Raw genomic sequence first — 14,269 nt, 5'->3', positions numbered from 1 at the left:
GAAATCAGGACTCGGTTTTCCATTACTGTTATGCTTATTGCACCTGAACCAAATTGGCTTCTGAGGTTGAAATGTACCCTTGTATCACTTGTCCCGTGCTTTGGTCACATACTTCCACGGGCACAAATCCACCTTGGGGTGTTGTTGAGTTGGCGATGACAAAGTCTCCGGAATGAATGGTGTGGATGACAGATTGCTCGTTCGATCCGTAAATATGGATGGTGGTGTTCGTACTTTGTGGTTGCAAGGCCACTGCACGGTACACATTTTGCAGTTGAAGATACTGTGAGTCAACCCAACCGTAGCCAGTTACATAATCCCACTCAACGACAATTCCATTTGCCATGCCCATCTCTATCTTGCTGACGGTAACTGGTTGTCCAACTGGGATAGTCGGGGGGGCGGAGTTAAACATCTGCCACATGGAAAAAGTCCACTGTCCTGTTTGAGGAAGACCATGTGCAGACTCAAATGCGTTCACTGCATTTGTAGTCAGTGGTCCAAACTGCCCGTCCACGGTCAGTCCGGCATTCATGGTTTGATTGAGATAAGACTGCATCGAGGCTACGCTCCCCCCGAATGACCCCTGCTGGAGCGTCCCAAAAAACATTTCGGAGTTTCCTGCTCCTGGAGATGAATAATAAGGCAATCCTCCGTAATTTGGAACTGTTTGAACCGTGGCACTGGCCTGAGTATAAAATACCGGCTCTTGTGTCGACTCCGGTGCTGGGGGCTGATTGGTTGCTTTGTACTGTGTATAACTGGATACATTATCACCAACGTATGATGCCAGTTGTCCCATTAGAGATCCGATCGAATTCGCCCATCGTTGATCTGTCGCGTAGTTGACATTCATCCCTTGCAAGGTTGGAGAGACGTACTCGCTTGAACCAGGTGTTAAGTAGTTATTTCTAACCTCCCACCCTTGAAACAAGATGGCATATTCTTCACTCGGAAATAACCCCGCGTCTTGACCTGGAGCAGAATCATACGCTCCGTACCCAAAGAGGTTGTTTTTCGTCTGAGCAATTTGGCTCTTTCCCCAGTAGCTCTCGAGGATTGCGTGGGAGACAAGGTAGTTTGCATCGACTCCATAAGTGCTTTGTGATGTCATGAAGGTCTGACCTAGGCCGGTGAGTGGTGAGCCGTATTTCAGCAAGTAGGCGTCTATCGAACTTGCATTAATGTTCGAAGGCGCAGCATAACGCAGGTCTACGTTGGGGAACGTCCCTGTTGGCTGCGTCTGTGGAGTCGTTGACGAGCCCGATGTTGACGAGCCCGATGTTGACGAACTGGATGTTGACGAGCCCGATGTCGTAGGTGCTGACAAGGTCATGTACCAATTGGTTCTGTCCCACTTTGATGTGATAGGCACTTGGTTCAACGCTTGCATCACGTACCAAATCGGGAGGTACTCGGTTGGTTGCTTTGATGCAGGATCCACATTGACGATGCCGCTGCAAGACACGACAACATTTCCGTTGATGGCTATCTTAATCGGTCCTGACTGTGATGAAGCCGCAGTAATTTTGAGTTTCATCGAGGATGGAACGGTGAAATTCAACACGTTGTCTTTCCAAGTGTTCGAAATTCCCGCATGCGACAAAGCTTGTCCAACATACCAAATTGGAATATACGTGGTTTTATTCAGCACAAATCCACTTGCTTTCGACATCAACTTCCCATTGACATAGATACTCTTGGTACTGAAGGCAGATGGCGTTGATGATGCGGTGGATTGCCCCGACCGGCTAACAGGAGGGGTTGGCACGGTTAAGTGCCAGTTTGTTCCGTCCCACTGGGATCTTATCTGAATCTGGTTCAATACCTGAATCAGATACCAAATCGGCACATATTCTGTCTGGGTGTCGGATGCGGGATCAGTATCGACAATCCCGTCGCAAGACATCACAACCTGGCCGTTAATGGCTATCTTCACTGTTCCTGACGTCGAGGTATTCGGCGTTACCTTTGGATTCATGGAGGCCGGAACGGTAAGGTTGAAAACGTTGTTTTTCCAAGTGGCTGAAATTCCTGCTTGAGTTAAGACCTGTCCTACGTACCAAATCGGTACGTAAGTTGTACCATTTTCTACAAATCCGCTCGGTTTCGAAATCAGCTTCCCGTTCAGGTACATAGCTTTCGTGCTCAGTAACGGTGTTGTCGACGCCATTGCGGAGTGGACAGACAAAACGACAGCAAACGACGAGGACAGGGCGAGTATCGACAACGTTCGTTTCAAGAGTCTTTGGCCCCTTTACTTATGTAAAATTTGTTACATATCAATTTAGGATGCGTAATGAAAGCTTTTCATGATGGCATCGCGAAGTTGTTGATTCGGTTGGCTAACTGTGATATCGATCTCGGCGTACCCAGATTCGTTTGTACTGAGCTGCACCATACCTGTGCCTTGATAAGGACTGTCTGATGTGCTGAAGGTGTAATTGGCAATTGATCCGCCAGGCCCCGAGACTTGCACATTGGATGGATTTGTCTCTCCGATGACTTTCGTTGGATCCGGCTTACCGCTTGAGCCCATGTAGCACCCCACACATGTGGAGTAAAGCACGCGAACTTGCTCTTTCGGATTAGATGGATTTGTAAATGTGACTGCCTCGTAGTCACCGCCGGTCGTGGTTGAAGAATTCCATCCCTGCGGAACACTGACAGTAAGTCCTTGGCTCTGAAATCCGGTATAAGGCCGCAGAGAATCACTCGCTGACCCGGAACCGGCTGAATTGGTCATTGAATTGGTGGTCGCGGAGTTGGTTGTCGAGGGCGTTGTCGTGTTTCCTGTCGTTATCTGGTTTGATCCAGTGCCGGTTGTAGATAAACCATTGTTCACTGGCATTTCCTGTCCAGTCGGGCCAGCACCGCATCCAGTCACTACGAGGCATGCTGTGGCAGCAATCCCTAGAACAAGTTTCCTCATTTCATCAACTCCATCTCGTCCGATGTAATCTTTCTAAGAGAAGTGACATGAACAGATCTCGCCTGTACATCTACAGCTTTCGACAGATTTCTGCCATTCTTGACCGTGCCGTTGCCTTTGTTTGCGATATTCATAGGTACAGGAACTCACTGGCTTAGTTCGTCTATGGTTACCAAATATATCGTTTTCAGAGCCTGTACTAGCTATAAAGGTACCATCCGACAGAGCCTGTAACAATTAATTTCTGCCGATTGACGCACAATAATCCCAGTCGATGGGAGGTGCTTTTACACGCATTCGAAGGAACTGCTTCCTCAAGTTGCAGTAACTGAAGTCACTATGGACCATTCAAACTTGTATATTCCGAGAACATTCCAAAAGAGGGTTTTGCAATGTTGAGTGTTGTGCTAGCATGCAGGTGTTTGGTCGAAGACATGATTCGTAAAGGAGTCGTCAGGAATGAAGTATCGCAATGTAGGAGCGAGTGGATTAAAAGTCAGTGAAATTGCTCTTGGCAGTTGGTTGACTTACGGAAATACGACGGAACGTGAAACGGCCATCGCGTGCATTGACCGTGCTTATGAGCTTGGTATCAATTTCTTTGATACGGCAAATGCGTATAACCGGGGGCAAGCGGAAGAGGTTGTCGGAGAAGCTCTTCGAAAATACCCGCGGCAGAGTTACATACTTGCAACCAAAGTCTTCTTTCCCATGGGAGAAGGTCCGAATGATCACGGTTTATCCCGTAAACACATCATGGAACAGTGTAATGCAAGCCTCAAACGTCTCGGGGTTGAGTATATTGACTTGTATCAATGTCATCGGTATGATGCAACGGTTTCGTTGGAAGAGACTCTTCGTGCTTTGGATGATCTCGTCGCACAAGGAAAGATCCTCTATGCCGGTATCAGCGAATGGACTGCAAGTCAAATCACACAAGCCAAAGCGATTGAAGACAAGCGTAATTTACGGCCGCTCATCTCCAATCAGCCCATCTACAACATGTTCGTACGCTACATTGAAAAAGAGGTGATACCAACTTGTGAACAATTTGGTATCGGGCAGATTGTGTTCTCGCCGCTGGCACAAGGGATTTTAACAGGTAAGTACACCCTTGGCGAGTCCATTCCCAAAGACAGCCGAGCTGCAAATGACAGCACAAATCGATGGATTCAAAGTTACTTAAGAGACGAGGTACTCCAAACTGTTGCCAGACTGAAAAACATTGCCGAATCTTTAGGTTTAAGTTTGACCCAGTTGGCGCTAAGTTGGGTCCTTCGTCAACCGAACGTGAGCTCCGCAATTATTGGCGCAAGTCGGCCATCGCAAGTTGACGAGAACGTGAAGGCTGTGGGAGTAGCGCTGAGCAGCGACATTCTAGTTGAAATTGAAAAGGAATTGAAAGAACTCGATAGTTTTGTGCCGCTATGGTAAAGCTGCCGTCGTAAACTGAAGGGTATCGGTCGCTTGCGCAGGCTTAATATTACACGGACAAGACTTCCGAAAACGCCGTCCACCAAGGAGGTTCTATGGATGCTGCAACAGTACGATTTGCCGATTGAAGAACTGAAGCGGTACAAACCGAACTTAACGCGCGCTGAGGATTTTCGCGACTTTTGGACTTCTACCCAGGCAGCTGCGCTGGGCCATGAATCGAATGTCTTGTTGCGTGAAGTGGCATATCCATCGAACGGCGTCAACGTCTATGAACTGAGCTACTTGGGATTCGGGAACAACGTTGTCAAGGGGTGGTATGCTGTTCCAAAATCCGATGCCCCCCATCCTGGGCTGGCGGTGTTTCATGGATACAATTGGAGTTATGAGGGTCAGATTCATGAGATTGTGAACCTCGCACTCCACGGTTACGCGACATTCGGGATGCAAACACGGGGACAGCAAGGCAGTGAAGATAACCTGATTAGTCCGCACGGTCACCATGCAGGCTGGATGACAAAGGGGATCCTGGATAAAGAATCCTATTATTATCTCGGTATCTACATGGATGCGGTACTTGCCATGGAAGTGCTGGCACAACGTCCCGAGGTAGATTCATCGAGGATTGGAGTGACCGGTGCAAGTCAGGGGGGCGGAATCACCTTAGCTGTTGCAGCCCTGTCGAAAATTCCTCGTGTTGCAGTTGCCGGGTATCCATATCTGTGTCATTTCCGGCGAGCTGTCGATGTTGCCCAATCAATGCCGTATCTTGAAATTAACCAATTTTTCCGCCGGAATATGGATCCGATGGTTGAAGAAACAGCTATGAAGACTCTGTCTTACTTTGATGTTATGAATCTGGCGCCATGGATCACGTGCCCCGTTCTGGTGTCAATCGGCTTGATCGATGACATCACACCGCCGTCTACCGTGTTTGCAGCTTTCAACCACCTGAAATGTCCGAAGGAAATTTGTTACTATCGTTATTTCGGACACGAGTATATCCCAGCATTTGAAACTGAACGACTCAGCACTTTAAAGCGGTACCTGCAAGATTGCACAGTCCCTCAATAGGCAAGCTGGAGGTAGTGACATGGACAATCCAGAAACTTTTACTGGACGAATACTGAAGAAAATCGAATCGCATGACAAGACATTATTTCTTACCTTTGATGATGGTCCGGATTCGGACTATACGCCAGCTGTGTTGGACGTTTTAGCTTGTTACGGTGTTCCGGCGACCTTTTTTTGTATCGGCAGTCAGGTTGAAAAGCATCCCGGTGTAGTAAGGGAAATTAGGGAACTTGGTCATACGGTTGGAAATCATACATGGAGTCACCCGTATCTGACTAAAGTTACAGAGGCAGAGCTGATAGACGAGATAGTACGCACCGCGACCGCGATTGAAAATATACTCGGATTGCGCCCGAAACTAATGCGCCCGCCGTACGGAGACGTGAATGGCAATGTCCTGAAGCTGGTATGGGATTTGGGTTGTCACGTGGTGATGTGGGATGTGGATTCAGTTGATTGGTCAGGAATCAAGGGACCTCGCATTGTTTCGAATGTGATTCCTTATCTGCAATCGGGTTCAATTCTTCTTCACCACAGTGCTGGACAAGCGTTTGGTACACCCGAGGCGCTTCCATATATTATCGAGACAGCACGGAAGATGGGTTATTGTTTTGCCAGTATCAGTGAACACATTGGCGTCCAGGTCTACGAGTAAATGCTGTTTGAGTCCGTGGATTAACAACGTCGTAAACGCGGATTTAGAACCAAAAGATCTTCTTGTGCTACTACAATTCATGATATACAATTAGTTTATTCAATGACCAAATTTATTTGGGGGGTATCTAGTAAGACAAAGATAACTTATTTACCAGCGGATTCTATCTATTCGATGGGCTCACACAGATGCTAGTATTGAAAGCGCTTAAGGCACGGTACTGCGTAGAAAAATTCGAGGGGTGTTAACGGATGAAAGTAGTGAAGTCTTCGAGTTTAATTTTGTCCGTACTGACGATGACTGCTTTGCTTGCTGGCTGCGGCAACAGCACAGGGTCCAGCAACAACACGACCACTGGAACAAACACGGCAACTACCACATCAACCGGGATGGGGAAACCGCTTGTGGGTGGTGCTCCAAACGGCAACTGGCAAGAAAACTTTAACCCATTCTCCACTGCAGCACTATACGGAACGAATGGTTTGATTTATCAACCGTTGTTTATGTTCAGCACAGTCAGTCACGATATCTACCCTGCGCTCGGAACGAAGTACCAGTGGATTAACAACAACAAGACGCTCGAAGTCACGCTCCGTCAGGGCGTAAAATGGTCAGATGGACAACCATTTACTGCTAATGACGTCTTGTTTACATTTAACGAGTTGAAAAAATACCCGGATGCTGATACCTCCGGTATCATGAAAGTGGTCACATCGGTAGTCAAAAAGTCTAACTACGTCGTTGACTTCAACTTCGCCGCACCAAACATTCCTTTCCAGGAATACGTACTGCAAGCCAGTATCGTGCCGCAACACATTTGGCAAAACCTCGGAGACCCAACGAAGGTCAACGTAACCAACCCGATTGGCACAGGGCCGTACACACTGGAAAGTTTTACGCCGCAGGTATTCAAGCTGAAGTTGAATCCGAACTTCTACGACGTGAAGAGTTATCATGTTCCGGAAATCGATTTCAACGCTTACAACTCCAACCAGAGTGCACAGTTGGCACTTGTCAGCGGTCAGCTTGATTGGGCTGGTATGTTCATTCCAAATGTCCAACAGGTGTATGCATCAAAGAATCCAAATTTCCATTATTGGTTCCCGGCCGGCTCTGCCATTATGCTCTACCCGAACCTGAAGAACCCAATCCTTGCAGACCTAAACGTTCGTAAAGCTATCAACCTGGCGATTGACCGTAACCAGATTGCCACACAGGCAGAGTATGGTTACGTCGCTCCGCTCAACCCGACAGGCGTACAACCACGCGACAAGAATCTCATCGCGCCACAGTATGCAAATCTGACGTATAAGCAAAACCTGACGCAGGCAGCACAGATCTTGGCTAATGCCGGATACAAGAAGGGCAGCGACGGTATCCTTGTATCGCCGTCAGGTAAAAAGCTGAGCTTTACGATTCAAGTTGTATCAGGTTGGTCGGACTGGGTACAAACATGCCAGCTGATTTCTCAAGACCTGGCCAAGATTGGTATCCAAGTTCAGGTGCAACAGTTGCAGTTTGGTGCCTACCAGAGTAACCTGCAAAATCACAATTTTGACTTGGCGATTGGCTGGACGAACACGGCCGCAACCTCGTACAAGACGTTTTACGATATGCTTGACACTCATGGTGCATGGAACCCCGAAGGTTGGAGCAGCCCGACAACGGACGCAGCCTTTAACCTTTATAAAGGAACTACGGACCTTAATACCCAGAAACAGGCCATGGCAACAATTGAAGGCGTCATGATCAATCAACTGCCGGTCATGCCTCTGTTCTATGGAGAAACGTGGTATGAGTACAGCACGAAGGATTACACTGGTTGGCCAGATGCAAATCATCCTTACGACAGCCCAGCTATTTTCACTTGGCCGTCTGCTGCTTATGTTCTTTCGCAGTTGAAGCCGGTTAACTAATCTGGGGCTTGCAGTCACGATGCTGAAACGAAGAGGAGAAGAGTACCGCTCTTCTCCTCTTTACTCCTTGCGAGTCATTCCTATGGTAAAAGGAGAGGGCCGTATTGCGGTTCATACTAAATCGACTGGGTTTCTTCTTCCTGTCCCTCTGGGCTGCCATCACGATAAACTTCATTCTTCCCCGGTTGATGCCTGGGAATCCTGCAGAGATCATGTTTGCAAAGTTTCAGGGACAGTTGAGTCCGGCGGCTATTGACGCTATGAAAAAGGCCTTTGGACTTACTGACAAACCAATGATTATTCAGTATTTTGAATATTTAAAAGGGCTACTATCTGGACATTGGGGGTTGTCGTTCGCCAACTTTCCAACGCCGGTTATCGATATCATTCGAAACAGCTTGCCGTGGACCATCGCATTGGTTGGACTCGCTACTGTTTTTGCTGTGTTAATCGGAACTTTGGCGGGCATTTACATTGCGTGGAAACGTCAAGGCATTCTTGACAACACACTCCCGATTTTAACCATGGCGATTCAAGCTTTACCATACTTCTGGGTTGCACTGTTATTCTTATTTATCTTCGGATTCAAGTTGAATTGGTTCCCGATGAACCATGGTTATTCCTCAGACCTGACGTCTGGCTTTAACTGGCCCTTCATCGCGAGCGCCCTTTACCACGGCTTCCTCCCAGGAATCACGATCTTGTTGGGCTCGCTGAGCGGATGGCTAGTCGGAATGCGTAACAATATGATCAATACTCTCGGCGAGGATTACGTCGTGTTTGCAGAAGCGAAAGGCGTCAGCTCCGGTCGACTGATGTTCACATACGCTGCACGCAACGCAATTTTGCCGCAGTTAACAAGTTTTGCGATTGCCATTGGTAATGTCGTCAGTGGTTCTATCCTGACCGAGCAAGTGTTCTCTTATCCCGGTATTGGGAACCAACTGACCAATGCAGTGCTCCTCGAGGACTATCCTTTGATTCAAGCATCCTTTTTAATTATCGCTGTGTCAGTCTTGGTGGCGAATTTTATTGTCGACATGCTTTACAGCCGACTCGACCCGCGTGTAAGAACAGGGGGGCTTGCCAATGAGTCTTAAGAAGACTGAAACTGGTGTAAACGGCGGGGGGCCAGTTTACCGAAGGGCGAAGCGTAAGTGGATAGATCGGATGGGCTTTTTGGGAGCGTTCCTGAAGAACGGTCGATCGTTGACTGGGCTGATTGTGTTTGCGATTTTTCTCGTGGTGGCCATCTTTGCTCCCGTCATTGCACCTGACAGCCCAACGGCAACGACTTTCCCAATGAGCTTGGCTCCAAGTGCAGCTCACTTGTTAGGCACAACCAATACTGGGCAGGACATCTTTTCGCAATTTATCTATGGTGCAAGGACAACAATTATTGTTGGATTCGGTGCAGGGATTATTGCGACCTTACTCGGCTTGCTGATTGGAATTTCAGCTGGCTACCGGGGCGGCTGGGTAGATTCCATCCTGACGTTCTTGATGAACCTGTTTCTGGTGCTTCCAGGCTTGGCTTTGCTCATTGTCATTGAGTCTTATGTGAAAAATTCAACCCCTTACATTAACGGGTTGATTATTGGTTTGACCGGATGGGCGTGGGGTGCTCGGGTCTTTCGTGCGCAGACGATGTCTCTCGCCAACCGCGACTTTGTCGTTGCTGCAAAGATGTCCGGAAAGTCTGCGCTAAGTATTATGTTCACCGAGATCGCGCCGAACATGATGTCAATCATTGCTGCTAACGTCATCTACGCAACGCTTGGAGCTATTCTCGCAGAGTCTGGACTGGCATTCCTCGGTTTTGAAAATGTGAGTTCGATTAGCTGGGGCACGATGTTGTACTGGGCAAGTCAGAACGGTGCGCTCTTAACCGGAGCTTGGTGGTGGTTCATTCCGCCTGGTATTGGGATTGGGTTGGTAGGTCTCAGCCTTGTGTTGATGAACTTTGCGATTGATGGCATTACCAATCCACGCTTGAATTCTCAGAAGAGGAGGAAACATCGTCGTGTCGAACAACAATCCACAACCCGTGCTTGAACTTCGAAATGTTTCGGTCGGCTATGAGTCCGCTCGTGGTGTGGTTCAGGCGGTCCGGAATATCTCGCTGACCATCTATCCGAACGAAATTGTCGGTCTCATTGGAGAATCAGGATCGGGCAAGAGTACTTTAGCGAACGCGATTATGCACCTTTTGAGAAACAGCGCGTTTTTACTGGGCGGAGAGGTCATCGTTCAGGGACAGAACGTGTACGACTTGAACAGCAAGGAACTCAAAAAATTCCGCTGGAACCGGATGTCAATGGTCTTCCAAAGTGCCATGAATGCGCTCAATCCAGTGTTGACGATTGAACAACAGATTGCGGACGTGTTTAAAGCACACCGTCCACAGATGTCGAAGCACGAAATCCATGACAAGGCAGTTTCGTTGATGGAATTGGTTAGTATCCATCCGAAACACCTTCGGAGCTACCCGCACGAACTCTCTGGTGGAATGCGCCAGCGCGTCGTCATCGCAATTGCGATTGCGCTGGAGCCGGACCTGGTCATCATGGATGAACCGACGACTGCGCTAGATGTTGTGGTTCAAAAGTCAATCCTCGACAAGATAAAGGAACTTCAGAAGGCTAAAGGTTTTGCTGTCTTGTTTATTAGCCATGACTTTAGTTTGGTGGCCGAATTGGCAGAGAGAGTTGCGATTATGTACGCAGGTCGCCTTGTGGAGGTTACAGGCAGTAAGGAACTGAATTTGGAGACTCGTCACCACCCATATACGGAAGGTTTGCTCCGTGCAATTCCTGAACTCACGGCGGAGAGCGTCACAATCGAAGGTATTCCCGGAAACCCGCCTGACTTGATAAATCTTCCATCTGGATGTGCATACCATCCGCGGTGCAAGTACGCAATGGAGTCATGTAAAACCGTTCCGCCAGTCGAAAAAGACGTCGAAGGAAGATTAATCGCTTGTCATCTTTATACCGAAGAGGCGGTGAAATAAATGGCGGTAACGGAGCCTCGGAATGAAAATCAAAACGTCGTTGAAGTAGAAGATCTTGTTGTTAAATTTCATGTCCGCAGCGATAGTGGCAAACGGACGATTGTTCCTGTTGATCACGTGAGTTTTTCAATTAAAAGCGGAGAGGTTTTGGCACTCGTTGGTGAATCAGGCAGCGGTAAGAGTACGATTGGACGCACACTCGTACGTATCAATCGACCAGCGGGCGGCACCATCCGTTTTGACGGTCAAGATGTAAGTTCCATTCGGGGCACTGCATTGAAAGAATATCGGAAGAATGCACAGATGGTATTCCAGGATCCGTTTGGCTCGCTGAACCCTGTGAAAACGATAGAAAAACATCTCGTTTTTCCCTTGAAGAAACACCGGGGTTATACGGGACAGACGCTGTATCAGAAGGTTGGGGAACTGCTTCATCAAGTGGGCCTCACGCCGGTACAGGAGATTCGCGTGAAGTTTCCGCACGAGTTGTCCGGCGGGCAACGACAACGCTTGGCAATTGCTAGGGCCCTTGCAGTGAATCCCAAGCTTGTTGTTGCTGATGAACCTATTTCGATGCTCGACGTCTCGATTCGAGCAGGAATTCTCCAGCTCATGAACGACCTGAAGCGTGAGTTCGGCTTGTCATACCTCTACATAACGCACGATTTGGCCTCCGCGCGTTACTTTGGCGACCGTATCATGGTGATGTATGGCGGCAAGATGATGGAACTGGCCGATTCAAAGGAACTGATTAAAAACCCTCTGCATCCTTATACTCGCCTGCTTCTGGCTGCAACACCAGGGAGCCATGGCAACGTAAATTTGACAGACCAGTCCAACGAAGCACCGAATCTGGATTCTGAGCGAAAAGGTTGTCCATTTGCGTTCCGATGCCCGCTCGCGACCGATATCTGTCGCGAGGAGATGCCTGAACTGAAAAACCAAGCATCTGCATCATCCCGAGTTGGTGAACACCTCGTCGCATGTCACCACAGCCCGTGAGCTGTTGTGTATCTTATAAGACGGTGTCATTACACGTGAGTCTCTGACGAAGTCATCTTGCCCTGGGTAGGCCCGGAGAGGTTGACTCGCCGCAGGCTCCGTGAATGGCACTGATTTCGTTTTAGGGGGCAAACAAGTGAAGCACAGCCTTCCACAACATCATCAAACCCATGAACGAGACAGGAGTTACGAAGCCTGGTTAGGCTGTACTGCGCCAGTTCATGATATGAAAGGGTTTTCGCGGGTTGTTTGCGACGAATGCTCAGAGCTTCTCGAAACAGCAAAGAAGGAATTGTTGAACGGATTGGCTCGAACGACCGGGTATGAGTTTGCACTGACGACGGAGCTCCGCGAGGACGATGCGGTGGTACTCGGTACGCTGTCCTCTCTTCAGATTCAGTGTGTGTTGTCTGGATTGTCGGCTGACCATCTCGGCGAGGAAGGTTATGCCATTTACCGTGTAGTTAAGGAAGGCAGACAAAGAATTGTTCTGACCGCGAATACGGCGAAGGGGTGTCTCTATGCCGTGTTCCATTTTTTGCGACTGTTGCAGACGGGGGAGGGTGTGGCAAGTATCTCCCTCATGGAGGCACCGAAAAATAAGCTTCGCATGATAAATCACTGGGACAATATGGACGGGAGCATTGAGCGCGGCTATGCTGGCAGGTCAATTTTTTATCGAGATAATAAGTTCTTCGCGGACCTGACACGAGTCAAGGATTATGCGCGGCTTCTAGCATCAGTCGGAATCAATGCTGTCACACTCAACAACGTGAATGTTCACGAGGTTGAAACGTATCTCATTACTGATCAGTTTTTACCAGATGTCGCTCGTGTTGCGGCAGTCTTTCGTAAGTATGGGATTCAAACCTTCCTGAGTGTGAACTTCGCGAGCCCTATCGAAGCAGGGGGACTTCCGACGGCTGACCCAGATGATCCTGTCGTGAAACAATGGTGGGAGACTTCTGTGGAACGGATCTATCGATTTATACCTGATTTCGGAGGGTTTTTAGTCAAGGCCGATTCTGAGTTTCGACCCGGTCCGTTCACATATGGGCGCGACCACGCAGATGGCGCAAACATGCTCGCTGAGGCTCTCATACCCCATGGTGGGATCGTCATCTGGAGATGTTTTGTGTATAACTGTACGCAAGACTGGCGAGACCGTTCGACAGATAGAGCCCGCGCCGCATTTGATCACTTCACACCTTTTGATGGACGGTGTCATGACAATGTCATCCTCCAAATCAAAAACGGTCCTATGGACTTTCAAGTTCGGGAGCCGGTTTCACCACTTTTTGGCGGGTTGATGCAAACCAACCAGGTACTGGAATTACAGATTACTCAGGAGTACACCGGCCAACAACGCCACCTTTGTTACCTGGTCCCACAATGGAAACAAGTCCTCGATTTTGACCTTCACTCGACTGAACAAGGCTGTACGGTTGCAAAAGTGGTCAGTGGTGAACTGCATCACCGGCCACTCGGCGGTGTCGCTGCAGTCGCAAACATTGGGGACGACATGAACTGGACAGGTCACCTCTTGGCTCAGGCAAACTTGTACGGATACGGCAGACTCGCGTGGAATCCTGAGCTGTCTGCACAATCTATCACAGACGAATGGGTGGCACTGACGTTTGGCCGTAACTATGATGTTCTGAGGATTGTATCGAATATGCTGCTTGGGTCCTGGCAGATTTATGAGAACTATACAGCTCCTCTTGGGGTTGGTTGGATGGTAAACCCGGGAGACCACTATGGTCCAAACGTGGATGGCTATGAGTACTCAAAGTGGGGCACGTACCACTTTGCAGACTGTAAGGGAATTGGAGTAGACCGCACGGTTCAGACTGGCACCGGTTACACGGGTCAGTATCACAGCCCACATTCGGAGTTGTTCGAGAGTCTTGAGACATGTCCAGAAGAGTTGTTGTTGTTCTTCCATCATGTTCCCTACACACACAGACTTCGCTCTGGAGAGACGGTCATCCAGTACATTTACGACACGCATTTCAGAGGCGTTGAGCAGGCAATGTCCCTCATCGACAAGTGGAAAGAGCTTGAGAACAAGCTGGACGACAGTCAGTTTGAGCACGTCCTCGAACGTCTTCATGAGCAGGCAAGTCACGCGAAGCAGTGGCGTGATGTGATTAATACCTATTTCTATCGCAAGTCCGGAATCGCGGATGAGAGAGGTCGGGTGATCTTTTCGTAACAGTGACAAGTTTCGTGCTGCAGCTGAA

The 14,269-nt window shown here is 48.7% G+C and carries 12 protein-coding genes; 9 read left to right on the top strand and 3 right to left on the bottom strand.

The window, feature by feature from the left end; all coding sequences use genetic code 11:
- Nucleotides 1-34 precede the first annotated feature (34 nt).
- Genes AN477_RS21405 through AN477_RS24840 form a run of 3 tightly spaced genes read right to left on the bottom strand, consistent with a single transcriptional unit; the run spans nt 35 to nt 3,066 of the window.
- On the bottom strand, nt 35-2,242 hold the full coding sequence (locus AN477_RS21405) for a glucosaminidase domain-containing protein (protein ID WP_054971212.1): 2,208 nt from the start codon (nt 2,240-2,242) through the stop codon (nt 35-37).
- Between the two features lie 45 nt (nt 2,243-2,287).
- Nucleotides 2,288-2,932 (bottom strand): hypothetical protein, encoded by a 645-nt coding sequence (locus AN477_RS21400; protein ID WP_054971211.1) that lies wholly within the window; start codon nt 2,930-2,932, stop codon nt 2,288-2,290.
- Complete coding sequence (locus AN477_RS24840) at nt 2,929-3,066, bottom strand: hypothetical protein (protein WP_157062107.1); 138 nt, start codon at nt 3,064-3,066, stop codon at nt 2,929-2,931. Before AN477_RS24840 ends, AN477_RS21400 begins: the two co-directional genes overlap by 4 nt.
- 325 nt (nt 3,067-3,391) lie before the next feature.
- Between AN477_RS24840 and AN477_RS21395 the strand changes: the two genes are divergently transcribed.
- From AN477_RS21395 to AN477_RS21355, 9 genes are all read left to right on the top strand, one after another.
- A complete protein-coding gene (locus AN477_RS21395) occupies nt 3,392-4,366 on the top strand; it encodes an aldo/keto reductase family protein (protein ID WP_054971210.1) in 975 nt (324 codons plus the stop codon).
- A 102-nt stretch (nt 4,367-4,468) separates the two neighbouring features.
- Nucleotides 4,469-5,440, top strand: coding sequence for an acetylxylan esterase (locus tag AN477_RS21390; RefSeq protein ID WP_054971289.1), 972 nt, complete (start codon nt 4,469-4,471; stop codon nt 5,438-5,440).
- A gap of 19 nt (nt 5,441-5,459) precedes the next feature.
- Entirely contained in the window at nt 5,460-6,095 is a 636-nt protein-coding gene (locus AN477_RS21385; protein ID WP_083486545.1) for a polysaccharide deacetylase family protein, read from the top strand.
- 251 nt (nt 6,096-6,346) lie between these two features.
- A complete protein-coding gene (locus AN477_RS21380) occupies nt 6,347-8,011 on the top strand; it encodes an ABC transporter substrate-binding protein (protein WP_054971209.1) in 1,665 nt (554 codons plus the stop codon).
- A gap of 104 nt (nt 8,012-8,115) precedes the next feature.
- Nucleotides 8,116-9,111: an ABC transporter permease gene (locus tag AN477_RS21375; protein WP_054971208.1), complete on the top strand. Its 996-nt coding sequence runs from the start codon at nt 8,116-8,118 to the stop codon at nt 9,109-9,111.
- Complete coding sequence (locus AN477_RS21370; protein ID WP_054971207.1) at nt 9,101-10,066, top strand: ABC transporter permease; 966 nt, start codon at nt 9,101-9,103, stop codon at nt 10,064-10,066. The genes AN477_RS21375 and AN477_RS21370 overlap by 11 nt, the downstream gene beginning before the upstream one ends.
- A complete protein-coding gene (locus AN477_RS21365) occupies nt 10,035-11,024 on the top strand; it encodes an ABC transporter ATP-binding protein (protein ID WP_054971206.1) in 990 nt (329 codons plus the stop codon). Before AN477_RS21370 ends, AN477_RS21365 begins: the two co-directional genes overlap by 32 nt.
- The gene (locus tag AN477_RS21360; protein ID WP_054971205.1) at nt 11,025-12,026 is read left to right on the top strand and encodes an ABC transporter ATP-binding protein; all 1,002 of its coding nucleotides are present in this window, start codon (nt 11,025-11,027) and stop codon (nt 12,024-12,026) included.
- Nucleotides 12,027-12,252: 226 nt separating this feature from the next.
- Complete coding sequence (locus AN477_RS21355; RefSeq protein WP_083486557.1) at nt 12,253-14,241, top strand: alpha-glucuronidase family glycosyl hydrolase; 1,989 nt, start codon at nt 12,253-12,255, stop codon at nt 14,239-14,241.
- The last annotated feature ends 28 nt before the right edge of the window (nt 14,242-14,269 follow it).

Source organism: Paenalicyclobacillus ferrooxydans (assembly GCF_001399675.1).
GTDB lineage: Bacteria > Bacillota > Bacilli > Alicyclobacillales > Alicyclobacillaceae > Alicyclobacillus_B > Alicyclobacillus_B ferrooxydans.
The sequence above is the reverse complement of the archived record's forward strand: the minus strand, read 5'-3'. Positions and strand labels throughout refer to the sequence as shown.